The following is a 25251-nucleotide window of genomic DNA, read 5'->3' on the forward strand; positions in this document are numbered from 1 at the left end:
ATGCGCTTACAAAAGCTTTGCTACAATTCAACTAGAGTCGATAAAGCGGTTTCACAACCGACCAAGATCAATAAGCAAAGGGGATGTAAACGTGTTCAAATCTAGTAAAAAGTGGACGTTTATGATCATGACGCTATGCTTCGCCATCGCGCTTGCCGGCTGTGGCAGCAGCGGCAGCAATGGCAGCGCAAATGGAGATGAAGGTGTCTCGGACGGCGATAAAACAACAATCAGCTTTATGCATCTGTGGCCTGAGGGTGTATCTGCCGGACAAAATAAAATCGTAAATCAAATTATTCAAGATTACCAGACAGAAAACCCGAATGTAACGATCAAGACAGAAGTGCTGGACAACGAACAGTATAAAAACAAGCTGAAGGTACTCTCTGCTTCCAATGAATTGCCTGATGTCGGTATTACCTGGGCTGCAGGCTTTATGGCCCCTTATGTAGAAGGCGGACTGTTCACTCCGTTAGATGATCTGCTGGACGGTGATTTAAGCGGAAAATTTGTAGAAGGAACAACGGAAGCCTTCAATATTGATGGCAAGACATACGGTCTGCCGCTGGAGTTTAACATTACCCCTGTTTTCTACAACAAGGCTATTTTTGAACAGTATGGACTGGAAACACCGCAATCGTATGATGAATTGAAACAGGTTATTACTACTCTTACCGACAACGGTGTTGCTCCCATTGCGCTCGGCAATAAGGACCGCTGGACAGGATCTCTCATTTACATGTTCCTTGCTGAACGCTTTGGCGGACAAGAGGCGCTTGCTAAAGCGATTAACGGCGAAGGCTCCTTCTCCGATGAAGGCTTGCTCAAAGCGGCAGCTGAAGTACAGTCACTCGTAGACAGCAACGCTTTTATTAAAGGCTTTAACGGGCTTTCCAATGAAGAAGCCAAATCCGAGTTCCTGAATGGAAACGCAGCAATGTACATCATGAGTACTTGGGAGCTTCCTAACTTTACAACGAACGAGGAAATCCCTCAGGAATTCCGCGACAGCGTCGGTTTCTTTAAATTCCCTGCAGTCGAAGGCGGCAAAGGAAGCGTTGACAGCTGGGTAGGCGGACCCGGCGTAGGATTGTTCGTATCTGAGAATTCCAAAGTCAAAGAAGAAGCAAAGAAATTCGTAGAGTATTTTGTAGCTAAATGGGGTGAGCAATCTGTTACCGGCGCAGGTGTGATCCCGGCAACTAAAGTAGACACTGCTTCACTTGAGCTCCCTCAGCTGTATATTGACTTGTTCAACGAAATGAACAAAGCAACCAGCATTACTTTGTATGCCGATGTGCAGATGCAGGCATCAGCGGCTGAAACCCATCTGAATCAAATTCAGGCATTGTTTGGCAAAGCGGTGACTCCTGAAAACTTCGCTGCCGAGCATGACAAGGCTATTTCCGGGAAGTAACCAACAAGAATAACTATCAAAATCAGGTGAGCTGGCCCGGTTCTTGCACCGGGTCAGCTTATTATGCAGAACGGAAAGGAGTTTGACTCAAATGGATAAGGTAATGTCTAACAAGAAGATGATCGCACTCTACGTCCTTCCATCCCTGCTGTTAATTTTGGTGCTCGTTTATATCCCGATTCTGTTAACTGGATATTACGGCCTGCATGAATGGAACGGAATAGGCGCCATGAAATTTATCGGATTGGATCACTATAAGGAGCTGCTGCAGGACAGCGTATTTTGGAGCAGCGCTTGGCACTCCCTCTTGCTCGCTTTCTTCTCAGGCTTAAGCTTGATTATATATCTGGCTGTGGCTATGGTTGTAGCGGGTCGCATTAAGGGAGCTAATCTGTTCCGCAAAATCTATCTCGTCCCCATGCTGCTGTCCTCTGTTGCTATTGCACAGCTGTGGCTTCGGATGTACCATCCGACAAACGGGGTTATTAACAGCTTTCTGACGTCCATCGGCTTCGAGGACCCTCCTGCATGGCTGGCAGACCCTTCACTTGTACTGATTGCGCTCTTTATTCCCATCCTATGGCAGTATGCAGGTTTCTATATTCTGATCTACTACTCTGCACTGAAGAACATCCCGACATCGCTTGAAGAAGCGGCAAAAATCGACGGCGCTACAGGCATACAGATTGCCCTTAGAATCAAGCTTCCGCTTATTATGGAAGTCATTAAGGTTACCATCGTGCTATCCCTTGTGGGTTCGCTTAAATATTTTGACTTGATCTACGTCATGACAGGCGGCGGGCCAAACGGCTCAAGTGAAGTTATGGCCTCCTATATGTACAGCGAGGCATTTAAATCCTACGACTTCGGATACGGCAGCGCCATCGGCTTTTTCCTGCTCATTATCTGTCTTGTCGTGACCTGGATCATTCGTAAATTAACAGCGACCAAAGATACGATTCAATACTCATAAGGAGGTAACACATCATGATGGAAAGCACTGCCCGGCTTGGCGGATCTGCGCAATCCGGTTCCGGTATACTAAAAAAGACCGGATATTCGCTTCTATACATTATATTGATCGGGGTTGCAGCATTCCAGCTGTTTCCACTCGTATGGCTGCTGCTCTTCTCGCTCAAAAATAACCAGGAGGTATTTAACCTGCCTCCGCTGTCTCTACCGGCAAATCCGAAGTGGGAAAACTATGCAAAGGTATGGAACTCAGGCAATATTGATGTTTACTTTTTCAACAGTGTTTGGATAACCGTGGCAGCAACAATCATCACCGTGGTGCTTGGAAGCCTAGTGACCTTTGCCATCACCCGGATGAAATGGAAGGGCAGCTCTCTTGTCCTCGGCCTGTTTATGGTCGCGATGATGATTCCTGTCCATTCCACATTAATTCCGTTGTTCAGCATGTTTAACAAGATCGGCCTGACGGATCATCCGCTTTCACTGGTGCTCTCCTATGTCGCCTTTAATATGCCGATTACGATTATGATCCTGCTGGGCTTCTATTATGCGCTTCCTAAAGAGGTCGAAGAAGCGGCCGTAATCGACGGGTGCAGCGTTAACCGAATGTTTTTCCGCATCGTTCTTCCGATGACAAGCTCTGTTATTGCCACAACAGGAATCATCAACATGATTTATAACTGGAATGAATTCATCTTCGTAAATACGTTTATCAGCTCCGATCAATATAAAACACTGACCGTTGGCGTCCAGAACTTTATCGGCCAGTACACAACCGACTGGGGCGCCATCGGTGCGACGCTGATGATCAGTATTCTGCCGATTCTCGTTGCCTACATGTTCCTCAGCGACCGGATTGTTGAGGGAATGGCGGCCGGAGCCGTAAAAGGCTGATGTAGAACAGGCTGTTTATGCGATTAATACAAGAAGCTCCGAACCTCTTGCGCAGGATTAATCCTTTGCGGAGAGACTCGGAGCTTTTTTAACACATGTTTAGATTACGCTTCGTTGCTCTTGTAGATGAAGTAATCAAAATCGGCAGGCAGGCTTTGGCCTGATGTGTCTTGAGAACGCATGCCCACAAATGCGCCGGTGAAGAAGCCGCCGCCTTGAATGTAATCATCCGACAGCTTGTGAGATTGGAACTGCACTGGAATAGTCGACCAATTCCGGCCATCCCAAGAATAAGAATACTCGTAAATGTCGTACTTCACATCGACACGCAGGTATACGTACTCCGCTTCGTCCGGGATAACAATCTCCTGCCCCTGCAGAGGCTGGGAGAACGTGAAGTTATCACATACTGCAAGCTCCAGCACCCTTCCCTTTTCCTCATTCCAGGTAATCTGGCAGGAGGTCCAGTTCTGGGTATTGTAGTAGTTTGCAAGTCCTGCCGATTGCTGGAAAGTCGTTGGATTAAACGCAACTTTCGTCTCTGCTGTAAAGCGGAAATGCTGCCAGCGTCTTGCGATGAAGGCCTGCGTAAACTTGGACGAGAAGGACTCTTTGCCGTACAATCTCAAATGCCCCGGGCGATCCGTCAATGAGAGAACCGAGCTGCCAAGCGGAATACGCAGGCTTTGGAAATGCAGATTCAGCTCTTCGCTGTCAAAATCGTCTTTTTCCGGGAAGTCAGGATCCCACTTGACCTCTTCCATATTCGGGCCTTCGATCTGAAGGGAAGGCTGGTTGCCGCCGACGACGTAAGGCCATCCGTCTCTCCATTCAAGGCGTTGAATCGCTGTTTCACGTCCGAGCGGACAGTATCCTCTCGGATCAAGGAGCGGATGTCCTTCTCTCGAAAGAGGTCTTCCTGTCAAATGGACAAGGAACCACTCGTCGGTGTGCGTATGCACGATGGAAGAGTGCCCCGCCTTTTGCAGCGGATTCCTCGGATGTGCAAAGGACGAAATGAGTGGATTCTCCGGATGCACTTCATAAGGTCCGCGTAGATCTCGGGAACGGGCCAGCGTGGAGCAATGATCATACTTCGTTCCGCCTTCCGCAGTGAGCAGGAAGTAAACACCGTCAATTTTGTACAAATGCGGAGCTTCTGTCAGCTTGATACTGGTTCCTTTAAAGATAATCTCTGCTTTGCCCACCAGCTTCTGCTGCACCGGGTCAAATTCCTGCAGAGCAATTCCGTAGAAAGGGTGATTTCCAACACGCTGATCCCAAACCATATTGACAAGGTACTTTCTGCCGTCCTCGTCGTGGAACAGGGAGGGATCAAAGCCTGAGCTGTTCAAATAAATCGGTTCAGACCATTCTCCGTCAACGGTGTCACAGGTAACCAGGTAGTTATGAGAATCTTTCCACTGTCCCTCCGTCACTTTAACATCCGTGTAAATAAGCCAGAACTTCCCGTCACGGTAAGACAATGCTGGCGCCCAAATGCCTCCTGAATCGGGATTTCCCATCATATTCAGCTGGCTTAGACGATTTAAAGGCCTTGATACGAGCCTCCAGTTCTTCAGGTCTCTTGAATGATAGATTCCTACACCCGGAAACCATTCAAATGTCGATACTGCAATATAGTAGTCCTCCCCGGCACGGCAAATGCTTGGATCCGGATTGAACCCAGTCAAGATCGGATTCTGAATAACAGCCATCGTTTTGCTCCTTTGCATTACGGATAATCCTGTCTGCTGGCACTATATTTACCCTTCTTCTTCAACAGGCAGAAATCCGTGAAAATTTAGTAGTATACTGTAATCATAGCAAAGTTATTTATACTTACCCATATCCAGAAGAAGTCACTATTTACCCAAATCAAGCAAAAGTTTGCTGACCTATTGGAAGGTGCATCGATTATGGAACGCAGAGAAAATGTGATAAGAGATCATAGGGGGAACAAAGAGGAATATAAAGGAACTGAGTTTATGCTGCCTGATATGAATTCAACCTTCCGTGTCTTTGCTGCCCATTACCGCACCGTAGATCATCATTGGAGCTATCCTGTTCACTCCCATCCCTTCTTCGAGGTAAACCTCGTTTTATCCGGTACTCAAGAGATGAAAGTGAATGGGCAGCATTTTACACAACAGCCAGGCGACCTGCTGCTCCTTATCCCGGGAGAGGAACACGAAAGCTATGCGGCCGCTCACCGAGGCATGACTTATTACTGCATTCATTTTGATGTAGATGAACCGGATTTCAGAGAGCTGCTATGTGCCAGGGTCAGTCCTTTCTCAGCCTCAGACAGCGAGCTTAGCAACGCGATTCGTCCCGCACTGGACAAACTGATTATGCTTACGCTGGAGGGAGCCGGCGTGAGCGTCCAGTCCCGCATGATAATCCTGTCCGCCTTGTTTGAGCTGTTCGGAACACTCAGCCATGTCCTGTCTCAGGAAGGGCACGGCATCTCGTCGCAAATATCCCCCACCGCTTCCTATGTTGCCTCCAGGCTGGAGCAGATCGTCGGCGACATGGACAGTGAGGAGGGGGAAATTCGAACCCATGAAACGATTGAGTCCATAGCACAAGACGTCGGATACAGCACATCTTCAGTCAATCGCATGTTTACCCGTTCATTCGGCTTATCGCCGAGACAGTACATGTCTATGCTGATGCTCAAAAAGGCCAAGTTGCTGCTCATGAATCCCGAGACGTCCATCAAGGAAATTTCCTCTAGACTGGGCTATAAAAATATCGCTCATTTCAGCAGGCAGTATAAACGCTGGACCGGGGAATCTCCAAGCCAATTCCGCGACAGATTCCACAAATAATGGACCGCTTACGCAAATGGCGAAGACAGGATAGACTAATTCCGGAAGACCGAGGCATTCGGCAGCTTCAGCGGTCGACATCCTGTTTCCGATCGATCGTCGGACTCGGTAATGCTGGGATCTGTTCGCAACCTGGACGGGCCGGAGTTCGATGAAAATATTCGTGTAGGTGATTCGCGAGGATCTGAAGACAGGGGAAAAGAAAATCGCCGCAACGGCCTTTCTTACCTTTGTGGCTTTGACGAAAATAAACGCAAGCTGATCGTACCCAGGATCAATCCGGAAACGGAAGAGGAGAAAAAACGATATGAAACCGCTCCTGTACGGGCAGTCATGAGAAGGCAGCGGCGGGAAGAGAGCAACAAATTTGCCGACTTCCTGACCGTTAGCTGCCCTTGGGAATAATGCTTCCTATGTGGTCGAAGCCGGATATGTGGACAGCGTTCTGCGATCCGGCAGCTCCCCGCCCATAGCCAGGCACCACTGCCGATAAATGCGGTATGCCGATCCATCCTCAAGCAAGCCCTGACATGTATAAATGCCTTCCTCGATGGAACTGACGCGTCCCATCGCATACAGGCGAAAGCCTCCATTAAGCGCAACCTGGTTGATAAAAGCAACATGCGCTTCACCGCTCAATACCGCTTCGGCAACCTCCAGCTGCTTCTTCGCCGTCCACGCCAGCTCGGGTGCAGGGATATCCAAATCGTACGCCGCTGGGTCCACGAGCTCCAGCTGCATCTCCCCGTTTTCCACGCCGTATACCCGCGTAGGCCGATCAATATACAAGTCCTCGGAGCCTTCCATGCCCTGAACGACATAAGCGCGGCGGTACCGGAATCGGGTAAGAAGCTTGGCGATCCGGTCCAGGAACGTATTATGGAACACGCCGAACACGAGATAAGGGGAGTGGTTGAAATCAATCAGCTTCTCCGCCGTATTGAACACCGTACGGAAACCCAATTCCTCCCGGAGCGGTCTAAGCTTACGCAGCGGCGCGCACCAGTCCTCGGACGATACATACATGACCCCGGTCCGCAGCGCAGCTTCCCTTGCATCCTCGCGATCCATCTGCCGCGGATCAATCCCGGCTTCCCGCAGCAGTACCGGCAAAGTCACCCCCCACTTGGGAGGCAAAGGCTCGCTGCCGTGCAGCGTGACCCGTGCCCCTGAAGCGGCAAGCACAAAGGCGGTCGGATACGTCGCCATGAACGATTTGGTTCGGCCGTCATACGGACCTGCGCAATCCAGCCCGTCTTCGAAGACGGCCATTCGCTCCGCGCCGTTACGGCAGGCATGCACAAACGCCTCCAACTCTTCCACGTTCTCCATTTTCATGCGCTCGGCCATCAGGAAGGCGGCTGTCTGCACCGGAGATACTTCCCCATTCAAAATTTTACCCGCAACCGCAAACGCTTCTTCGTAGTTCAAATCGCGCGCACCCCGTTTGCCCCGTCCAACCTCTCTAAGTATGGCAGACATATCCACAATGAATCCCCCTTCCGAATTAAGACTGAAGCAACTGATGGGCCTTCACGATTGCCTTAGCCACATCCACCATCCGTTTCCGTTCATCCATCGCTTTCCTGCGCAATTGATCATAGGCTTCCGATTCGGAGATATGCCTCATCTCACACAGAATGGCTTTGGCCATATCGATCCATTTCCGGTCCTCCAGCCTGGAATGGAGCTGCTGGCGTTCCCGTTCCCACTGCTTGCGTTCCATATAATGCCTGGCAGCAAAGTGGAGCGTCCAATGAATCTCCGCCCCCGCCATGGAAGGGGTGAGCATTCCATCGAAGGCAACACCGACCTCGCAAACCTCAGCGGATGTCGAAACCGTATCGGGTGCACACCACCAGAGCAGCGGTGTTCCCGTTTTGCCCTTTCCCAAGCAATCAGCCCAATGTTCTGCCTCGGTCAGAGGTAAATGTAGAACAGAAGCATCCACTTCGCCGGCCAACTTGAGAGCATCTTGCTCATTGCTCGTAACCTGAACATGATACCCGTTAGCCCCCAGCAACTTCTCCGGTGTCGGAGGGATCATGTCGGATGAGGCGAATGGAGGCGGCGACACACGGATGACCAATATAGAACGCATGGCGGATCAATCCCTCCCACTACTTAATCGGAAATTTGCACAAAATCGCAATGTAAGCGTTTCAATCGTTAATTTATGTCACATCGAATGACACTTTTCACTTCAATCGCCTTCATGTAATTCGAGACGAGCTTTTCGTTCAACGACCGATTCTGACGCCTAGGCAGCTCGCTTCATAGAAGCAAACGACCGACTGATACACCCAATGTAAACATAATTAACTTCAAATTTCAATTACTTTTTTGTGTTAACTATGTTGACATATTGAGATGGATATTCTATAGTTAGCCATAACAACACCATATGATATCGATCACAGTTACAACGGCGTAGCTGGTGAAAACGGCAAAGAAGCCTGTTTTGCAATCTCGGAGTCAAGGGATGCGCATGTATGCGCACTCCTCCGGGGCATGACAGGCTTTTTCTATTTCAGGCAAGGCTGCAGGAATCACGCAGAATGGACCAAGGGGGTTATCGACATGAGTACAATGAAAAAACTGGTGCTGGTCGGCAATGGCATGGCGGGCATCCGCACAATTGAACATATCCTCAAGCTTGCACCGCACGCTTACGAAATTACCGTTTTTGGCGCGGAGCCGCATCCCAATTACAACCGGATCATGCTCTCCTCCGTACTGGCCGGCGGAACGAGCATTGAAGATATCGTCATCAACGACTGGAGCTGGTACGAAGAACATGGCATCCGCGTCTATCCAGGCGACCCTGTCATTCACATCGATGCCGATCGCAAGGAAGTGTTATCCCAAGCCGGCGTGCGGGCGAGTTATGACGAACTGATTCTGGCAACCGGTTCCCAAGCATTCATCCTGCCCATCCCGGGCTCCGACAAAGAAGGCGTCATCGGCTTCCGTGACATCAAGGATTGCGAAACGATGATGCAAGCGTCTCAAAGCTACCGCAAAGCTGCCGTCATTGGCGGCGGACTATTGGGCCTGGAAGCGGCGCGCGGATTGCTGAATCTCGGGATGGACGTTACCGTGATTCATATCAACGGTCATTTGATGGACCGGAACCTCGACCTTCCGGCAGGATTGATGCTGCAGCGGGAGCTGGAAGCACAAGGCATGAAGTTCCTGTTAAACAAACAGACCGAGGAAATTACGGGCAAAAAACGGGTTAAAGCGCTGCGTTTCACTGACCAATCGGTCCTCGAAGCCGATCTTGTAGTCATGGCCGTCGGCATTCGGCCGCAGATCGATCTTGCCCGCAAAGCAGGAATCGAGGTGAATCGCGGCGTCATCGTCGACGATTACATGAACACCAGCATCCCGGGCATCTCGGCTGTAGGCGAATGCGCAGAACACCGGGGCATCGCCTATGGACTTGTCGCTCCCTTATACGAACAAGGGACGGTGCTCGCGAAGCGGCTTGCCGGCGCGGCAACCCAGGGTTACGAAGGGTCGGTGACCTCCACCAAGCTGAAGGTGTCCGGCGTCGATGTGTTCTCGGCAGGTCAATTCAAGGATTCGGCCGATACCCGCAGCATCCGGATCCAGGACGACGTGGACAATGTCTACAAAAAGATGGTGATCAAGGATGGCCGGCTGATCGGAGCCGTACTGTTCGGCGATACGACCGACGGCGCCTCCCTCTTCTCCCTCATCAAAAGCGGGGAGAACATCGGCGGCCGCGAGAAGGAAATTCTGCTCGGCGTGCCTGCTGGAGGCGGATCAGGCAGTGGCCCGTCCGCAGCCGAGCGCATGGCGGCCATGCCGGATGACGAGATCGTCTGCGGATGCAACGGAGTCACCAAAGCGGCCATTGGCGATGCCGTGCTGAACAAAGGCTGCAATACACTTGGCGCAATCAAATCGTGTACCAAAGCCTCCGCTTCCTGCGGTGGGTGTAAGCCCATCGTGGAATCGCTGCTCGTACACTTTGCAGGTGATGCCGTCGGTGAACAGGTGAAAGAAGGCATCTGCGGATGCACCTCCCTCGATCGTGACGAGATTGTCGCAAGCATCAAGGAGATGGGCCTCAAGAGTGTCAAAGAGGTCATGAACGTGCTCGGCTGGAACGAGCCTGAAGGCTGTTCCAAATGCCGTCCGTCCCTCAATTATTACCTCGGCATGATCTGGCCGGGCGAATATGAAGACGAGCGGGTATCGAAATTCACGAACGAGCGGTACCATGCCAACATTCAAAAGGACGGCACATACTCCGTCATCCCACGTATCTATGGCGGCGTCACCTCTCCTGCAGAGCTGATTAAAATTGCCACCGTAGCCGAGAAATACGACGTTCCGATGGTCAAATTCACGGGCGGGCAGCGTCTCGACCTGCTCGGCGTGCAAAAGGAAAACCTGCCGAAAATATGGGAGGAACTCGATATGCCTTCCGGCTTCGGTTACGGTAAAGCGCTGCGGACGGTCAAAACATGCGTAGGCTCCACCTTCTGCCGTTTCGGGACGCAGGATTCCATCGAAATGGGCATCCGCCTGGAGAAGAAACTCGACAAAATGGTGGCTCCGGCCAAAGTTAAACTGGCCGTATCCGGCTGCCCGCGAAACTGCGCGGAAGCCACGATCAAGGATCTCGGCGTCGTGGCGATCGATGGCGCATGGGAAATCCATGTCGGCGGCAATGGCGGCGTCAAGGTTCGCGCGGCCGAACTGTTATGTACGGTGAAGACCGATCTGGAAGTGGAAGAATGGACGTATGCCTACTTGCAATATTACCGCGAGAACGCTCGCTGGAACGAAAGAACGGCAGCCTGGATCGAGCGGGTCGGACTGGACCACGTGAAGGAAGCGCTGGCGGACCGGGACGTGCGGCTGGCCTTGATCGAAAGACTGGAGCTGACACTGGGACATACCGTTGATCCTTGGAAGGAAATTATCGAGAATGACGAGCTGCGCAAAAACTTCACGCCGCTGGCCAACGTGCAGCCTGCAGCCCACTAGACAAGGAGGAACAGCAATGGATCGATTGCGAATTGGACATCTGGCGGACATCGAGGAAAAGGGAGCTCGCACCTTCATGATCCGCGATACGGAAATCGCCGTATTCAAGCTAAGCGATGGCAGTCTGCATGCGGTGGAGAATCGGTGCCCCCATAAAGGCGGAAGGTTATCGGAAGGCATGGTATGCGGCACGGCCGTTCACTGCCCGCTGCATGACTGGAAAATCGACCTGCGGAGCGGCAAAGTATATGAACCGGACGATGGGTGCCTGAACACGTACAAAACCGAAGTGGATAGCAGCAGCGGCGATATTTACATTACGATTGCAGGATAAGCGACAGCATGGTCGGAAGTAATGGCCGACATTTCATCAAGGAGGAATGGCTCATGAACCAAAGCAACCGAGGCTCCCGGGGGATCGTCAGCATCATCGGGGCAGGCCCTGGCGATCCTGATCTGATTACGGTCAAAGCGCTGAAATGCATTCAAAGGGCCGATGTCATCCTGTATGACCGTTTGGTAAATGACCGGCTTCTCGCCGAAGCGCCGGACGATGCCTTGCGCATCTACTGCGGCAAAGCTCCCGGCTTGCACTCCATGACTCAGGAGATGATCGGGCGCATGCTGGTAACCCATGCCCTTGAAGGAAAAAGGGTCGTGCGCCTCAAGGGAGGCGATCCGTTTGTCTTTGGCCGCGGCGGCGAAGAGGCTCTGGCGCTCGCCCAAGCCGGCATCGATTACGAGATCGTGCCCGGCATCACTTCGGCGACGGGCAGCTCCGCGTCCTCCCAAATCCCGCTCACCCATCGCGGACTCTCCTCTTCGTTTGCCTGCATCACCGGAACGGGCAGCGATGGCAGAGCTTCTTCCGTCCGATGGGACCTGCTCGCGCACGGCGTCGATACGCTGGCGATCTATATGGGAATAAGCCAGCTGCCCCATATTCAGCAGGAACTGCTTCGGCACGGCAAAAGCGGCTCCACTCCGGCCGCGTTGATCGAACGAGGCACCACGTCAGCCGAACGTGTCATTACCGGTACGCTGGCCGACCTGCATATGCTGGCCGTATCCGAAAAGATCAGCAACCCGGCGCTGATCGTCATCGGCGAAGTCGTGAAGGTTCGCGAACAATTGCTGCATCTGCAGTCTTCCGCGGAGTCCTCCATGACAGGTTAAGGTATAGCCCTCACTCCCCTCGTGCTCATTAATCCGACAATATGCGCTCGTGAATCGTCCGACCCTTCTGCCCTGGCTCGATCAGCAGACGGGTCGGTTTGATGTTGATCAGAGCCGTCAATTGTTCTCCCATATAGTGCGCCGAATATTTGAATCCCGTCTCCGCCCAGTGCATGATGACGCCCACAGTAGCCGAAACGAGATAGCTCAACATGATGTCATAGTTGATCGTCTGCTCGCTATCCTCGGTCACCAGCACGAAATCCTTGGTCAGATACGTTCTGAACATGCTGCACAGTCGCGAATTCATGTCGTTATGCATCGTCATGAGCGCCCGAAAGATGTCCTGATGGGCCTCGATATATTCAAATACAGGCATGGTGGAAGGCAGCATAGCCGTCATGTCCACCTCTTTCAAGTTCATATACGGTTCGGCATATGCCCTCCCCACGCCTTGCATGAAATCCTCCAACATAAACTCAAGCAGCTCGGGTTTGCCCGGAAAATGCAAATAAAACGTGCCGCGATTATAATCTGCGCGTTCCGTAATATCGCGAATCGTTACCGCATCTACCCCTTTTTCCAAAATCAAAGACACGGCCGCAGCGATAATTGCATCCTGCGTCCTGCGTGCCCTCCGATCCTGAGGATGGTGTATAATCAACATTTTCGCCTCCTTTGTCCATTATTGCAGCCTAAATGAACACCGCTTACATGAATGTACGATAGCGGACATTTTCATCGTCAATGATTATTGTCACAACTTTGTGTATATCTTAACATTAAGACAGGAAGTACAGATGACCATTTGTACCATTCATCAATAGGCTCACCAACCATTTTATACACAAGGAGAGATTTAATCATGAGCACATCCTATACACAAACAGCCGTCATCACAGGAGCAGCCGGAGGCATCGGCAAAGAATTGGCACGTCGTCTCGCCGAACGCAAAATCAATCTGGTTCTCGTCGACTTGAACGAAGAAGCCATCCAACAAACGATTGAAGAACTTCAACTCGACAAAGAACATGTCATCGCGGTCAAAGCGAACGTATCCCAAGAAGAAGACGTTAAAAACTACGTGAAACAGGCGGTTGACAAGTTCGGACGCATCGACTACTTTGCCAACAATGCAGGCATCGAAGGCCCTACAGGCCTGATCGAAGACCTGAGCGTCGAAGCGCTCGACCTCGTGTACAACGTGAACGTACGCGGCGTGTTCCTTGGACTGCAGCATGTCATTCCGGTCATGAAACAACAAAAATCCGGCGCGATCCTGAACACGTCTTCCCTCGCCGGCCTGATGGGCGCACCGGCAGTATCGCCATACATCATGTCCAAACATGCGGTCATCGGATTGACTCGTACGGCAGCCAATGAGCTTGCATCGTTTGGAATCCGTGTCAACGCCGTTCTGCCGGGTACAATCAACACACGCATGATGCGCCAAATCGAAGCCAATTCCGGCGACGTGGAAGGTTATCAAGATGCGACAGTAGCCAGCATTCCGATGGGACGTTACGGCGAACCGGAAGAAGTGGCTGCCGTCATGAACTTCCTTCTGTCCGAAGAAGCTTCTTATGTAACGGCCTCGTTGTACACCGTCGATGGCGGGATGATGGGGCAATAAAATAATAAGATAGATCTGCTTGCCTGGAATCCCTCAAACCAAAAGACCTGTATCAGCATCGCCCGCGCGGTGGTGATCCAGGTCTTTCGTTTTCTTTTGGGCATGTGACGACGGCCTCAACACGCCAATTCCTCACAGCTCCTTAATCCACGTATCCGGCGTGTCCTTTCTCGATCAGGTAATCCATTTCGGCATCGAGAATGCTCTCCACCGTCAATTCGTCCAGTTTGACATCCTTGCGGCCCACAATGTAGTCGGCCAAATCGTCGCCGTCAATGTCCACGTCGCCTTTGGCGTTCTGATGGGCGCGGTTGATATATTCCTGCTCATGCTTCAGGACAAGCGCGATATCCGCTTGGCCGGCCTTCGTTTTGTCTGCGATATATTGCATCATTTCCTGCTCGTTGATTGCATTTGATTCTGACATGTTATGTTGTCCACTCCCTCGGTTCTTTTCCTTCTGTTATTGTAGCATAGCCATGCCCCAAGCAGGCATGCATTATGCCTGCTTCGCCAATTTTGCCGCCATGGTGCTGCTTATTGCGGCAACCGGACATAGAAAGTAGCGCCTTCGCCCACAACGCTTCGGGCAAAGATTTCGCCCCGATGCTGTTCTACGATGGAACGCGCAATGGCCAGTCCGAGTCCATGGCCACCATGCTTTCGAGCCCTGGAAGCATCTGTCCGATAGAAGCGGTCGAAGATTCGCTCCAGATGTTCTGGCGCGATCCCCTCACCGGTATTGGACACGGCAAGCTGAACGCCGTGATTATGGTATTTTTTCAGCGTCAGATTCACCGCCCCCCGGGGACCGGAGTATTTCACGGCATTATCGAGCAGAATGAGAATGACCTGCTGGATCTGCTCGCTGTTGCCATTCACCATGAGTTCAGGCTCGACGCTGTAATCAAGGGATATGTTTTTTTCGAAAATAACGGCCTCCATCGTCAAAATCACGGTCTCCACCACCTCGCTCAGATTAAAGCGGGCATGGATCATGCTTGCTCGGCTATCATCCATTTCGGTCAGGTACAGCAGGTTGCTCGTCAACCCGGCCATCCGTTCCGTTTCCGATTTGATGTAATGCAGCCATTTCGATTGGTTGGCAATCGTATCTTCGCTGTTGGCCAGCAGTACGTCGGTATTGGTATTAATGATGGCCAGCGGCGTTTTCAACTCATGGGATGCATCGGCAATGAACTGCTTCTGTTTATCGAAAGCTTCTCTTACAGGGGCAATTGACCGGTTCGCAAAATAACGACTCAGGAAAAAAATGACGATTAACATCACCAATCCTACAATGGCAAATGTATAAACCAGGTTCGTCAGAATGCCTTGCTGCGCCGTAACGTCCATAAATACGATCATGTTGCTTGCACTGCCGGAATCGACGACGTACGCCCACTCCGTTCCGTTCAGCGAAAACTGTCCGACTGCCCGGCTCGACCGTTCGGAACGGTCGACTTTCGCGAGCGCCTCTTCATAGAAGCTGTCTTCCGCCTCGAATCTGGACTGCTTCTCCGTCATGTTCCACTGGCTGTCCGTCTTTACCATGAACGACAAGGAACGCGAAGGCGGAGAATTGGGGTCGTCCATGGGGCCTCCCCCGAACCCCGGCGAACGCATGTCTCCCAAGCTGCTGTTTCCCTGTCCGTTATGCGACATTTTGGGCGCATGATAGAAGTCGGATACTTTGTACAGCTCCATGTTCGTATCCCGCTGCACGTTCTGATACGTGATCACATAGATGGTCGCGAAAGCAACCAGCATCATGATGGAGATGGATACCAGATTGACGACCAGGAATCGGTTCCGAAGCTGCCGGAACATCAGGAAGTCTCCTCAAGCACATAACCTACGCCCCGAATCGTATTGATCCGAACTTCAGAGTGCAGAAACGTCAATTTTTTGCGCAAAAAGGAGATGTACACTTCCACATTGTTATATTCCACGTCGGAGTCGAAGCCCCACAGCTTTTCGATGATCTGCTCCTTGGACGTAATCGCCTGCTTCCGGGTAATCAGCAGTTCGAGCAGCTCGTTTTCCTTCAGGTTCAGCTTGATCTCTTTGCCTTGTACCTTCAGCTTCAGCTGCGCGGTGTTCAGTTCGATGTCCCCAAACTTCAACGCATCCTCGGGTACTACCTCGCCCTTCCGCCTCAGCGCCGCCCGAATTCGGGCCAGCAGCTCCTCTGTCGCAAACGGCTTGGCGATATAATCGTCTGCGCCGTGATCCAGTCCGGCGACCTTGTCCGAAATTTCCCCTTTGGCCGTCAGCAAAATGACCGGAGTATGATTTCCTTCTGCACGCAGCTTCTTAAGTACGGTAATGCCATCCATTTCCGGCATCATGATGTCCAGCAGCAGCAGATCGTAAATGCCGCTGAGCGCATTATCCAAACCCGATCTTCCATCATGTACGATATCCACGGAGTAATTGTGTTTTTTCAATATTTGCGACACGGCTTCTGCCAGGTGAACCTCATCTTCCGCAATTAATATTCTCATCGTCTTTCCATCCCTCTGCATGTGAATTGGTTTCCTATGTTTTCTTCTATTATACCTGCTCATTGTATCCTTCCAACCTTGAATCAACCTTAATTCGGAGACTCTTCCCCCCTTATCAATAACCGGGTTTGGCCCTTGTTCCAAATTTTTTTCACACAACTATTATAGGAAGGTAAAGAAATGTTAACGGAATGTAAAACCATTTAAGATTCATTCAAGGTTGGCGCTCTAAGATACAGACATAACAGCAAGACACGATGCACCACAACATACAAAACACAGCGAAAGGAATGACATGAAATGGCGATTGAAGTATTCAACCGGTACGAGAGCAAATATCTCCTGACGGATGAGCAATACGAAGCCTTCTACAACGACTTGCTGCACTATATGGAACTGGACGAGTACAACAAAAAACACGAGTTCTACTCCATAAGCAACCTCTACTTCGACACGCCGCAGGATTCGCTGATCCGTGCCAGCCTCTCCAAACCGAAATACAAAGAGAAGCTGAGGCTGCGGGCTTACGGCGTACCCGAACAGAATGCCAAGGTATATCTGGAGATCAAAAAGAAAGTGTTCGGCCTGGTGAACAAACGGCGCACCGCGTTGAAGCTGGACGAGGCTTATGAATTCGTCCGCACCGGACAGGCGCCTGACCTGACTGATTACATGAACAAACAAGTCGTTGAAGAAATCAAATATTTCCTCCGCCTGTACGACCTGGAGCCTAAAGTTTATCTGGCTTATGAACGCAAGGCGCTGTTTGACAAAAACAGCCGCGATCTCCGGATCACCTTTGATACCAACATCCGCAGCCGCCGATATGACCTGAAACTGGAGCAAGGAGATTACGGCGAACCGCTTGTCGAGGATGGGCGATGGCTGATGGAGGTCAAAGCGGAAAAAACCGTTCCGTTCTGGCTGTCGCAGCTGCTGTCCGAGCACGGCTTGTACCGTGTCGGGTTCTCCAAATACGGCAATGAGTTCAAACGACTGGCGAGAACCACCAACTTGAATTACCAAGGCGAGCGCATGCTCGTACCAGGCACGGACTTCAATCCGGCCATGCAACCAAATCAAAAGATCAGAGAAAGAGAGAGTGTAGTATATGCTTGATTCCATTTTCAGTTCCGCCCTGACCGATACCACGCTGACATTCAGCAGCGCCGTACTTACGATTGGCCTGGCCATCCTGATGGGGGCCATCATCAGCCTCACATACATGAAGACCAACGCTAACACATACTCGCAAAGCTTCACCTTGACCATGGTCGTGCTGCCCGTCATCGTCGCCATCATCATCCTGCTCATCGGCAGCAACGTAGCCCGCGCCTTCAGCTTGGCCGGCGCCTTCTCCATCATCCGGTTCCGAAGTGCGCCCGGCGACCCGAAAGACATTGCTTACGTCCTGTTCACCATGGCTTCCGGTCTTGCTTGCGGCGTAGGCGCATTCGGATATGCAGTCCTGTTCACCATCATCTTGTGTGTATTGATGTTTGTCCTGAGCCACTTCAAATTCGGCGCCAAGAAGAGCCAGCAAAAATTGCTTAAAGTCACCATTCCCGAAAATCTGAGCTATGAAGAAGCTTTTGACGAAGTCTTCAAACAATTCAATGTGCAGTATCAGTTGAACAAAGTGAGAACGACCGAACTTGGCAGCTTGTACGAACTGGTTTACCTCGTCCACATCGGCCAAAACGTCAATCAAAAGGAATTCCTCGACGCCGTTCGTACACGCAACGGCAACCTGGACATCTCCCTGAACATGGCCCCGACGCCAGAATATTAAGCACCACACATTTCTAATAATGAAGGGAACGATATTGTATGAATAAGAAAACATGGATTGCAGGAAGCAAATTATGGTCCGTCGTCATGATTGCCGCCATTGCTACGGCATGCGGCGCCCCCGCAGCAACCAATACCAGCGCCAGCGCGGCAACCACATCAACTGCGGTGACAGCTTCCAAATCGGTTACCGCCAATGAGCAAACTTCCGTTAAATTCGCCGACCTCGTCTCATTGGATGCGGATGACACCAATGTAAGCTGGAGCGAATCCGATGCTACAACCATCAAACTGAACGGCACGACGGCAGCCATTACCGGTTCGGGTGCCAAGGCAGCGAACGGATCGGTGACGATCTCCGAAGCCGGAACTTATGTACTGAGCGGCAAACTGACAGACGGCCAGATCATCGTCAATGTGACCGACAAGGAGACCGTGCACATCGTGTTGAACGGCGTAACGATCCATGACAACGACAGCTCTGCCATCTACATTCAGGAAGCGAAGGGCAAAGCCGTCATTACGCTGCAGGAAGGCACCGTGAACACCTTGTCCGACGGCAAAGAGTATGTATATGCCGACGACGCCACGGATGAGCCTGATGCAGCCGTCTACAGCAAAGGCGACCTGACCTTTAACGGAACGGGCACGCTGAATGTCACAGGCAATTACAACGAAGGCATTACGAGCAAAGACGATCTGAAAATCGTCAGCGGCACATTTAACGTTAAATCGGTAGGGAGCGGCATCAAAGGTAAGGACATGCTGGCTATCAAAGACGGCAATATTACCGTGGATGCCGGCGGGGACGGTATTAAGTCCAACAATGACACGGATGCGGACAAAGGATTCGTAGCCATTGCAGGCGGTACATTCAACATCACCAGCGCCAACGACGGCATTCAAGCAGAGACGATGCTTGTCACGGATGGCGGTACATTCAATATCGTCACCGGCGGCGGCAGCGCCAATGCACCCGAGAAAGTGGAAGAAGGCCCTGGCGGGGGCGGCTTTGGTGGAGGACGGTTCGGCGACGGCATGACCCCTCCGGATAGACCTTCGGGCGATGGCAGCTCGACTTACGGAACACCTTCATCGGGATCGGCTTCTACCAGCTCCAGCGGTTCGGCAACGGCAGTCCCAACAGCGCCGCCAACCAGCCAAAGCACAATGAAAACGGACACCACTGGCAGCTCCACCGATGCGAGCACGACGGAAACGACGGATACCACCGAAACCGAAAGTACAAGCGCCAAGGCGCTCAAAGCAGGAACCAACATTGTCGTGAATGGCGGTACGTTCACCATCGACGCGATGGATGATTCCGTACACAGTAACGGCAACGTCACCGTGAACGATGGCAAACTATCCATCCTCACTGGCGATGACGGGCTCCATGCCGACCTTACCCTTACCATTAACGGCGGTACAATCGACATCGACAAGAGTTATGAAGGCCTTGAAGGCAGCATCATTAACATGAATGGCGGCGACGTCGATCTGATCGCTTCGGATGACGGCGTGAATGCATCTGGCGATGGAGCCGTTGCTACAGCGACAACGGACGCCGCGACAGATACTTCTACAGACACAAGCACGGATGACGCTGCTTCCACAGAAGCAACAGACAGCACAACAACAGCAGATTCCGCAACAGACAACGGCGCTCCACAAGGCTTCGGCGGTCCTGGCGGCGGCGGAAACAGCAATAACGAGCTGAACATCACCGGCGGTACACTGACTCTTGATGCTGGCGGCGACGGGCTGGATTCGAACGGTTCGATCACGATGACGGGCGGCACAGTTATCGTGAACGGCCCGACAACGGACGGTAATGGGCCACTCGACTATGACGGTACCTTCGAAATGACGGGCGGATTCCTCATCGCTGCAGGCAGCGCAGGCATGGCTCAAGCTCCTGGCGACACATCGAGCCAGTATTCTATCGGGATGACATTTACCGATACGCAAGAAGCAGGCACGCTCGTTCATCTGGAAGACAGTGAAGGCAATACGATCATGACCTTTGCACCAAGCAAATCCTATCGCTCCGTCGTCATCAGCTCTCCGGATCTGAAAGAAAACGGAACGTACACGTTCTATACGGGCGGTACATCGACAGGAACCGAAACAGACGGCCTGTACACCGACGGCACTTACTCGGGCGGTACCAAAGTAGTTGAATTCCAAACGTCCAGTGTCATTACCTGGGTCAATGAATCCGGCGTAACGACTGCTCCATCGGGCATGGGCTTTGGCGGTGGCGGTCGCGGCATGGGCAGACCGGGAAGCAGCACCCAAACTCAAGGCGGAACGACGGAAACGACGGGAACCGTCGTGGATAACAGCGCGACAAGCTCCGAGAAGTAAGCACACCTCCCGGCAGCACAGGATAAAAAACAACCTAAGTCCACCAATATGGGCTTAGGTTGTTTCGTTGTCGGATCGTTGTGCGGCCATGTTGTGGCCAATATCAGCCCGAACAAACCTTTTAAAATACATACACGTATACCTTGGTGCGCTGCACATCCCTGCACGTAATCGTACGCAGCGGCTTCTTGCCCGGCAGCGCAAAACAGACGCTGATCACCCGCGCTCCCGGAGGAAGCTCCTTGCTGAACTTGTCCATCAGCCGTTCCATCGCGCCAGGGAACAAATAACAAATAACCCCGTCGGCATGCTCGTAGGAACTGCTGTAGATATCTCCCCGCAGGAAACGGAGGCGCCCTTCCAGCGACTGGCGCTGGCCAAGCATTCGGCGCAGCCGGATACTCAGAAATGCCAGCAATCGGGACGACCATAGCGGCACAAGCGAGTTTTCGATGCCCAATAACCGTTTGCCCGGACAATGCCGAACGACGTCAAGGCTTAGCGTCCCCCAGCCGGAGCCTGCCTCAATCAAATCGCCGTAACCCGGAATGCGATTGACCTCCCGGATGACCGCCCTTCGGACCACCCCGGACGTCGGCATGGGCGAAATGCCGTTTTTCCAACTATAAAGTACGATGGATATGACCGTGAGCAACACGATAACAGCCATAATCCACGGGAGAAAATGAATGGCCAAAGGAAACCCTCCCCGGCATGTATTCCTATTCCGTCAGCCGATCGCATTTTGAACATGCGATTTCATGTACACGCCTTTTTTGTACACCGACTTGATCGTGAAATGCTCTCCCAGCTTCCGGTTCGTCCGGTAAATGAGCGAGTTGATCTCGTCGATCCCCACCGGATCGCTCTCGACGATGCTTCGCTCGGGCCATACTTGGCTGACGATCTGCTCCCGGGTCACAAAATGATCGAGCTGGCTGTACAGCAGCTTGAACAACTGGAATTCCTTTTTGGACAGCGGAATCTCCAGCGTGCCCACCTGCACCGTCTGCAAATGATCGTGTACCCGCACACCCTCGCCGAACAAATCCGCGATCCGGTATTCTCTCGTTTCCTCGATGTCGCTCTCGGCGCGAAGCTGGATGAGCCCGTTCACGAGCGTGATGCTGTCCCCTTCGGCAAACGGATATTTCTCGAAAGGAACGAGCCGCTGCCCGTTCAGCTCGGTTCCGTTTTTACTGTCCAAATCCTCAATCCACAACTGATGCAGCCCATCGTAATGAATCCGGCAGTGCAATTTCGATATCAATTGATTGTATACGGATAGGTCCGATTCGCCGCTACCCGTGTATCGCCCCACCGTAATGGATCGGTTCTTGGCAACGTAAGCGAAAGAACCGTCGCTCTCCTGGCCGGGCGTGCGAATGACGATTTTGGCCGTCTCCCGCATGACTGATTCCCCCTTTGAATAGGGCTTTTCCTCTGCCTGGCTTGTCCAATGACAGCTTCATCAGATTTGTTCCATTGTTTGCACGCATTGCGATATTTATAGTGTATACAGGCACCCTTCAGGCCTTTTCCATTTTGGCATTCGCAAACTCAAGCATATCCACCAGAGAGGTACCCCAAATGAAAAAAAAGAACGTTTTGATCTATGTGCTGCTGGCATTTGCCTTGTCCATCACGTTAACGGTATTGTCCCACATGAACGGAGATGACGGCGAGTCGCTCCAAATCACTCCGGCTGCCGAAACGTCCTGGATCAAGTAACCCGTCCATCGGCGCATTGGCGTCAAACCAGCCCAGATGCTTTCATTCCATTCTATTATAACGCGAAAAGCGCAAAAAGCGTTTCATTAATGTCATGGAAACGAAACAGGCCCCATCGACTGCCATACGGCAGCCAGGGGACCCGAATCATGTCATTCCGCCATTTCGTTTGATAACTTACGAGGCACGGCCTGCCTGAAGAAACTAAGGAGCAATTCCCCCGTCGCGATCAGACGGCCCCTGCGCAGCATCCCCATCAGGCTTTGCTTTGTTCGGCTGGGCCTCTTCCATTCGGCTCGACACTTTCTGATACAGGTAGGAAATGCCGAGCAATAACACTCCAAAGCTGAAATAGGCGATGATTTTGCTGCCTGCAGTCAACAGGCTAACATCGTAGAACACCATTTTCCCGGTAGACAGCAAGGTTAACCCCAGCCCCAAACGGCGAATCATCACGTATCTTCTGCGGAAACCGTAGGCAATGTACAGAATAGCCAGCAGCAGGTAGACTAGGCTGAACAGCAGGCCCACATCCCCCCACTGGAATTGTACTGTCAAAAATACCGTAATGATGCCCAGCAAGTACACCCCGGCAATCACGGGATACCACTCTATGCTTTTGAACTGTCCGCGTATTCCCGATATCAGCAGATCCCTTCCTGCAAAAAAGACACCTGTATTGAAAATGATGAGCACGATCAATCCCACGATTTCCGCTGCCGTGTGGTGCTGCGTATCCGGCTGAAGCGCCGGCATCGTCAACGTCACCGCCAGGGCCATAAAGCAGCCTACAATGTGTAAAAAGTTCCTATAATACCGCACCCAGCGATCCTGCAGCAGCTTCACTTTGTTCAATCCGTAAGCAAGGGCAATCGTCAGGGCGGCCAACAGGATCAGCTTGTAGAACATGTATAACACGAACGACGCATCCACCGCACGCACATATAGCTCATTCGATTCGTACAGAACATAGAACCAAAGGTTTACAAGCGAGGCATATTTGAATGCAGCCAGCGCCCCGGCTTCGAAAGCGCCGTAGCGCCTTTTTTCCCGAGAGAACGCCCCACGATCTGCCAGCGCGTAATACACCGTGATCCATATCGCCCCCAGCGTGACGCACGAATATTTCAGCATGAAATAGGACCTGTCACCGATAATGAACTGTGCCAGTACGTCATAGTACACAAACGTAAAGATACACAGCAATGTCACGCCCCAACCGGCCCGTTCCACGGCTCTGAACCGTTTCAGATGTCCGAACGTCACGAGCAGGACACCTTCGATGAGCCAGCCCATGGACAACCATTTGGCTCCAAACTGGAACGGAATGATCAGAATGGCAAAGGTTAACGAGGTCACGTAAAACAGCAGCGTAGTCTGTTTCTCTTGAACCATGCTGCGCTGCACGAATCGGGCCAGCCCGAAGTAAACGAGACAAAATACAAGTGCCAGCACACCATGAGCGTCTTCCCAGCCTTGCGCGCCGAAAAGCAGGTACAGCATCAGACAACTGATGCTCGTATTCAGGGCCAGCAAAGCAAAATCCCACCAGGTCAATTTCACCTTGTGTTTGAACGGGTAGGCCAGCGTGATGCCCAGATACAGGGCAAACGTCAAGATGGAATAGCCCATGGCCATGATATGGCTTGGCGAGAGCCACAACAGAATCAGCATGCATGGCGTATTGAACAAAAAGCTGATGTAATGCACGACGGGCCACCGTTTACCGAACGATACCCATGCAATAATGCCGTTTAACAGCAGCAAATAAACCATCGCTGCATACACCGCGTTCCCGTGAAATCCGAAATAGCCCAAATACGAGAAAAACGGCAAATATCCGCCCACCAGGCCGAGCGAACAAATCGTTCTGGATTGGTACCTCAGCGATAACAGCACTGCTGCGGCCGATACCAGCACGGATAGTCCAAGTGCCGGGTACAGCCCTATGATGCTCAACAGGAAATAGCTGTAGAAGATCGAACCAAACAGCACCGAAATACCTCCACCGAGCAAGCCCATGGCAAAGGTTTGCCGTTTGCGCCGGAACAACCACTCGCCGCCCCCAAGCATGAGCAGCCCAAGCAAAAAGAAGGCAGCCCCCTTCATGTGGTCGTTAAACCATGTGGCATACGAGTATCGGAATGCGGCCCCTACACCAAGGATGATGAGCAGGATGGCTACCTTGTTGATCCAGCTCAGCCCGATTCGCATCTCCATCCGATTTTGGCGAATCCGCCGCTGAATCGTTTCTTCGCTCAGTTCTTCCTCCGCCATATGCTCGTATCCCCGTACCATCTGCTGCCGTACCGCTTCCTCCCTTTCCAGCAACGTTTGCCTGCGCGCATCGATACGTCTCTTCACCTCTGCAGCGAGATAAGCGATTCGCTCCGTGAGTTCGCCCGCTTCTTCCTGCAGCTCCCGCTCCGCGTGATGATACAGCCCGTTTAATTGCGCCCTGGTTCGGTGTTCGTGAGCGTCCAGACGATCGCGGTGCACGGCCGTCCTGCCGTGAAAATACGTCTCCATCTTCTCACGGGATACCCGGATCAGGTTGAGCTTCTCATCCAACATTTGCTCCGACAACGCCATCCGCAAGCGGGCGTTCTCTTCCTCCATGCTCCGCATTCTGGCTTCCAGTTGTTCTAACCTAAGCCTGTTGGCTTCATCCTTCTCCCTCAACTGTTCGTTTTGCAGAATCAAATCATCGGACTCATACTCCTGCAGCAGGGCGTTATACTCCCTTACCAGCTGCTTCTGTTGTTCATGGACGTGATGAAGCCGATCCTTAAATTCCCTCATGGACTTCCTCCATTGTTTGTCAAATGATGTTTTCCTTTATTTTACTATATCCATGTCAAAAAATGAGGTTTTAATGCTAACTTTCCATCCCATAGACAT

At 51.9% G+C, this 25251-nt stretch carries 23 protein-coding genes; 13 read left to right on the forward strand and 10 right to left on the reverse strand.

Going from position 1 to position 25251, the window contains the following annotated elements; translation table 11 throughout:
• Nucleotides 1-91 precede the first annotated feature (91 nt).
• From SNR34_RS29820 to SNR34_RS29830, 3 genes are all read left to right on the forward strand, one after another.
• Entirely contained in the window at nucleotides 92-1417 is a 1326-nt protein-coding gene (locus tag SNR34_RS29820) for an extracellular solute-binding protein (protein WP_339275210.1), read from the forward strand.
• 91 nt (nucleotides 1418-1508) lie between these two features.
• A complete protein-coding gene (locus tag SNR34_RS29825) occupies nucleotides 1509-2390 on the forward strand; it encodes a carbohydrate ABC transporter permease (RefSeq protein WP_236413388.1) in 882 nt (293 codons plus the stop codon).
• 14 nt (nucleotides 2391-2404) lie between these two features.
• Entirely contained in the window at nucleotides 2405-3283 is an 879-nt protein-coding gene (locus tag SNR34_RS29830) for a carbohydrate ABC transporter permease (protein ID WP_339275212.1), read from the forward strand.
• 104 nt (nucleotides 3284-3387) lie between these two features.
• On the opposite strand, the gene SNR34_RS29835 is transcribed toward SNR34_RS29830, so the two are convergent.
• Complete coding sequence (locus SNR34_RS29835; protein WP_343261270.1) at nucleotides 3388-5001, reverse strand: glycoside hydrolase family 43 protein; 1614 nt, start codon at nucleotides 4999-5001, stop codon at nucleotides 3388-3390.
• 270 nt (nucleotides 5002-5271) lie between these two features.
• On the opposite strand from SNR34_RS29835, the gene SNR34_RS29840 reads away from it, so the two are divergent.
• Both SNR34_RS29840 and SNR34_RS29845 read left to right on the forward strand, forming a co-directional pair.
• The gene (locus SNR34_RS29840; RefSeq protein WP_236413391.1) at nucleotides 5272-6117 is read left to right on the forward strand and encodes an AraC family transcriptional regulator; all 846 of its coding nucleotides are present in this window, start codon (nucleotides 5272-5274) and stop codon (nucleotides 6115-6117) included.
• Nucleotides 6118-6228: 111 nt separating this feature from the next.
• Nucleotides 6229-6522, forward strand: a complete 294-nt coding sequence (locus SNR34_RS29845) for a hypothetical protein (protein ID WP_486180806.1) — start codon at nucleotides 6229-6231, stop codon at nucleotides 6520-6522.
• 6 nt (nucleotides 6523-6528) lie between these two features.
• Here the strand turns inward: SNR34_RS29845 and SNR34_RS29850 are convergent, their stop codons facing one another.
• Nucleotides 6529-7605 (reverse strand): anthranilate phosphoribosyltransferase, encoded by a 1077-nt coding sequence (locus tag SNR34_RS29850; RefSeq protein WP_438286852.1) that lies wholly within the window; start codon nucleotides 7603-7605, stop codon nucleotides 6529-6531.
• 19 nt (nucleotides 7606-7624) lie between these two features.
• Complete coding sequence (locus SNR34_RS29855) at nucleotides 7625-8218, reverse strand: ANTAR domain-containing response regulator (protein WP_236413393.1); 594 nt, start codon at nucleotides 8216-8218, stop codon at nucleotides 7625-7627.
• A gap of 479 nt (nucleotides 8219-8697) precedes the next feature.
• On the opposite strand from SNR34_RS29855, the gene nirB reads away from it, so the two are divergent.
• From nirB to cobA, 3 genes are read left to right on the forward strand one after another with little or no spacing between them, the layout of a single operon-like run.
• Nucleotides 8698-11142, forward strand: a complete 2445-nt coding sequence (nirB, locus tag SNR34_RS29860) for a nitrite reductase large subunit NirB (protein WP_236413394.1) — start codon at nucleotides 8698-8700, stop codon at nucleotides 11140-11142.
• Between the two features lie 16 nt (nucleotides 11143-11158).
• Nucleotides 11159-11476, forward strand: a complete 318-nt coding sequence (nirD, locus tag SNR34_RS29865; protein WP_236413395.1) for a nitrite reductase small subunit NirD — start codon at nucleotides 11159-11161, stop codon at nucleotides 11474-11476.
• A gap of 53 nt (nucleotides 11477-11529) precedes the next feature.
• Nucleotides 11530-12318, forward strand: a complete 789-nt coding sequence (gene cobA, locus SNR34_RS29870; RefSeq protein ID WP_486180807.1) for a uroporphyrinogen-III C-methyltransferase — start codon at nucleotides 11530-11532, stop codon at nucleotides 12316-12318.
• Nucleotides 12319-12346: 28 nt separating this feature from the next.
• Here cobA and SNR34_RS29875 read toward each other — a convergent pair whose 3' ends face one another.
• Complete coding sequence (locus tag SNR34_RS29875; RefSeq protein WP_343261274.1) at nucleotides 12347-12985, reverse strand: TetR/AcrR family transcriptional regulator; 639 nt, start codon at nucleotides 12983-12985, stop codon at nucleotides 12347-12349.
• A gap of 198 nt (nucleotides 12986-13183) precedes the next feature.
• On the opposite strand from SNR34_RS29875, the gene SNR34_RS29880 reads away from it, so the two are divergent.
• Nucleotides 13184-13951, forward strand: coding sequence for an SDR family NAD(P)-dependent oxidoreductase (locus tag SNR34_RS29880; RefSeq protein WP_236413400.1), 768 nt, complete (start codon nucleotides 13184-13186; stop codon nucleotides 13949-13951).
• Between the two features lie 142 nt (nucleotides 13952-14093).
• Here SNR34_RS29880 and SNR34_RS29885 read toward each other — a convergent pair whose 3' ends face one another.
• The 3 genes from SNR34_RS29885 to SNR34_RS29895 form a co-directional block, all read right to left on the reverse strand.
• Complete coding sequence (locus tag SNR34_RS29885; protein ID WP_236413402.1) at nucleotides 14094-14378, reverse strand: hypothetical protein; 285 nt, start codon at nucleotides 14376-14378, stop codon at nucleotides 14094-14096.
• Nucleotides 14379-14488: 110 nt separating this feature from the next.
• Complete coding sequence (locus SNR34_RS29890) at nucleotides 14489-15781, reverse strand: sensor histidine kinase (RefSeq protein WP_486180808.1); 1293 nt, start codon at nucleotides 15779-15781, stop codon at nucleotides 14489-14491.
• The gene (locus tag SNR34_RS29895; protein ID WP_486180809.1) at nucleotides 15781-16458 is read right to left on the reverse strand and encodes a response regulator transcription factor; all 678 of its coding nucleotides are present in this window, start codon (nucleotides 16456-16458) and stop codon (nucleotides 15781-15783) included. The genes SNR34_RS29890 and SNR34_RS29895 overlap by 1 nt, the downstream gene beginning before the upstream one ends.
• 300 nt (nucleotides 16459-16758) lie before the next feature.
• Between SNR34_RS29895 and SNR34_RS29900 the strand changes: the two genes are divergently transcribed.
• The 3 genes from SNR34_RS29900 to SNR34_RS29910 are packed head-to-tail and all read left to right on the forward strand — an operon-like array spanning nucleotide 16759 to nucleotide 20619.
• The gene (locus SNR34_RS29900) at nucleotides 16759-17577 is read left to right on the forward strand and encodes a VTC domain-containing protein (RefSeq protein ID WP_486180810.1); all 819 of its coding nucleotides are present in this window, start codon (nucleotides 16759-16761) and stop codon (nucleotides 17575-17577) included.
• Nucleotides 17570-18250, forward strand: a complete 681-nt coding sequence (locus SNR34_RS29905) for a DUF4956 domain-containing protein (RefSeq protein ID WP_343261277.1) — start codon at nucleotides 17570-17572, stop codon at nucleotides 18248-18250. The genes SNR34_RS29900 and SNR34_RS29905 overlap by 8 nt, the downstream gene beginning before the upstream one ends.
• A 38-nt stretch (nucleotides 18251-18288) precedes the next feature.
• Complete coding sequence (locus tag SNR34_RS29910; RefSeq protein WP_486180811.1) at nucleotides 18289-20619, forward strand: carbohydrate-binding domain-containing protein; 2331 nt, start codon at nucleotides 18289-18291, stop codon at nucleotides 20617-20619.
• Nucleotides 20620-20740: 121 nt separating this feature from the next.
• On the opposite strand, the gene SNR34_RS29915 is transcribed toward SNR34_RS29910, so the two are convergent.
• Nucleotides 20741-21316 carry a class I SAM-dependent methyltransferase gene (locus SNR34_RS29915; protein ID WP_486180812.1) on the reverse strand — a complete coding sequence of 192 codons (576 nt, stop codon included), beginning with the start codon at nucleotides 21314-21316 and terminating at the stop codon, nucleotides 20741-20743.
• 33 nt (nucleotides 21317-21349) lie between these two features.
• Nucleotides 21350-22030: an FHA domain-containing protein gene (locus SNR34_RS29920; RefSeq protein ID WP_236413410.1), complete on the reverse strand. Its 681-nt coding sequence runs from the start codon at nucleotides 22028-22030 to the stop codon at nucleotides 21350-21352.
• Nucleotides 22031-22209: 179 nt separating this feature from the next.
• Here SNR34_RS29920 and SNR34_RS29925 point away from each other — a divergent pair, with 179 nt between their 5' ends.
• Nucleotides 22210-22350: a hypothetical protein gene (locus SNR34_RS29925; protein ID WP_236413411.1), complete on the forward strand. Its 141-nt coding sequence runs from the start codon at nucleotides 22210-22212 to the stop codon at nucleotides 22348-22350.
• Nucleotides 22351-22554: 204 nt separating this feature from the next.
• Here the strand turns inward: SNR34_RS29925 and SNR34_RS29930 are convergent, their stop codons facing one another.
• On the reverse strand, nucleotides 22555-25152 hold the full coding sequence (locus tag SNR34_RS29930; protein ID WP_486180813.1) for a DUF2339 domain-containing protein: 2598 nt from the start codon (nucleotides 25150-25152) through the stop codon (nucleotides 22555-22557).
• Nucleotides 25153-25251 lie beyond the last annotated feature (99 nt).

It is taken from the genome of Paenibacillus sp. XP01 (assembly GCF_057364885.1).

Excerpts from the sequence above, each read along its gene's own strand:
- SNR34_RS29825 (WP_236413388.1), top strand. The coding sequence starts at position 1,509 with ATGGATAAGGTAATGTCTAACAAGAAGATGATCGCACTCTACGTCCTT.
- SNR34_RS29830 (WP_339275212.1), top strand. The coding sequence starts at position 2,405 with ATGATGGAAAGCACTGCCCGGCTTGGCGGATCTGCGCAATCCGGTTCC.
- SNR34_RS29835 (WP_343261270.1), bottom strand. The coding sequence starts at position 5,001 with ATGGCTGTTATTCAGAATCCGATCTTGACTGGGTTCAATCCGGATCCA.
- SNR34_RS29840 (WP_236413391.1), top strand. The coding sequence starts at position 5,272 with ATGCTGCCTGATATGAATTCAACCTTCCGTGTCTTTGCTGCCCATTAC.
- SNR34_RS29845 (WP_486180806.1), top strand. The coding sequence starts at position 6,229 with ATGCTGGGATCTGTTCGCAACCTGGACGGGCCGGAGTTCGATGAAAAT.
- SNR34_RS29855 (WP_236413393.1), bottom strand. The coding sequence starts at position 8,218 with ATGCGTTCTATATTGGTCATCCGTGTGTCGCCGCCTCCATTCGCCTCA.
- nirB (WP_236413394.1), top strand. The coding sequence starts at position 8,698 with ATGAGTACAATGAAAAAACTGGTGCTGGTCGGCAATGGCATGGCGGGC.
- nirD (WP_236413395.1), top strand. The coding sequence starts at position 11,159 with ATGGATCGATTGCGAATTGGACATCTGGCGGACATCGAGGAAAAGGGA.
- cobA (WP_486180807.1), top strand. The coding sequence starts at position 11,530 with ATGAACCAAAGCAACCGAGGCTCCCGGGGGATCGTCAGCATCATCGGG.
- SNR34_RS29875 (WP_343261274.1), bottom strand. The coding sequence starts at position 12,985 with ATGTTGATTATACACCATCCTCAGGATCGGAGGGCACGCAGGACGCAG.
- SNR34_RS29880 (WP_236413400.1), top strand. The coding sequence starts at position 13,184 with ATGAGCACATCCTATACACAAACAGCCGTCATCACAGGAGCAGCCGGA.
- SNR34_RS29885 (WP_236413402.1), bottom strand. The coding sequence starts at position 14,378 with ATGTCAGAATCAAATGCAATCAACGAGCAGGAAATGATGCAATATATC.
- SNR34_RS29890 (WP_486180808.1), bottom strand. The coding sequence starts at position 15,781 with ATGTTCCGGCAGCTTCGGAACCGATTCCTGGTCGTCAATCTGGTATCC.
- SNR34_RS29895 (WP_486180809.1), bottom strand. The coding sequence starts at position 16,458 with ATGAGAATATTAATTGCGGAAGATGAGGTTCACCTGGCAGAAGCCGTG.
- SNR34_RS29900 (WP_486180810.1), top strand. The coding sequence starts at position 16,759 with ATGGCGATTGAAGTATTCAACCGGTACGAGAGCAAATATCTCCTGACG.
- SNR34_RS29905 (WP_343261277.1), top strand. The coding sequence starts at position 17,570 with ATGCTTGATTCCATTTTCAGTTCCGCCCTGACCGATACCACGCTGACA.
- SNR34_RS29910 (WP_486180811.1), top strand. The coding sequence starts at position 18,289 with ATGAATAAGAAAACATGGATTGCAGGAAGCAAATTATGGTCCGTCGTC.
- SNR34_RS29920 (WP_236413410.1), bottom strand. The coding sequence starts at position 22,030 with ATGCGGGAGACGGCCAAAATCGTCATTCGCACGCCCGGCCAGGAGAGC.
- SNR34_RS29925 (WP_236413411.1), top strand. The coding sequence starts at position 22,210 with ATGAAAAAAAAGAACGTTTTGATCTATGTGCTGCTGGCATTTGCCTTG.
- SNR34_RS29930 (WP_486180813.1), bottom strand. The coding sequence starts at position 25,152 with ATGAGGGAATTTAAGGATCGGCTTCATCACGTCCATGAACAACAGAAG.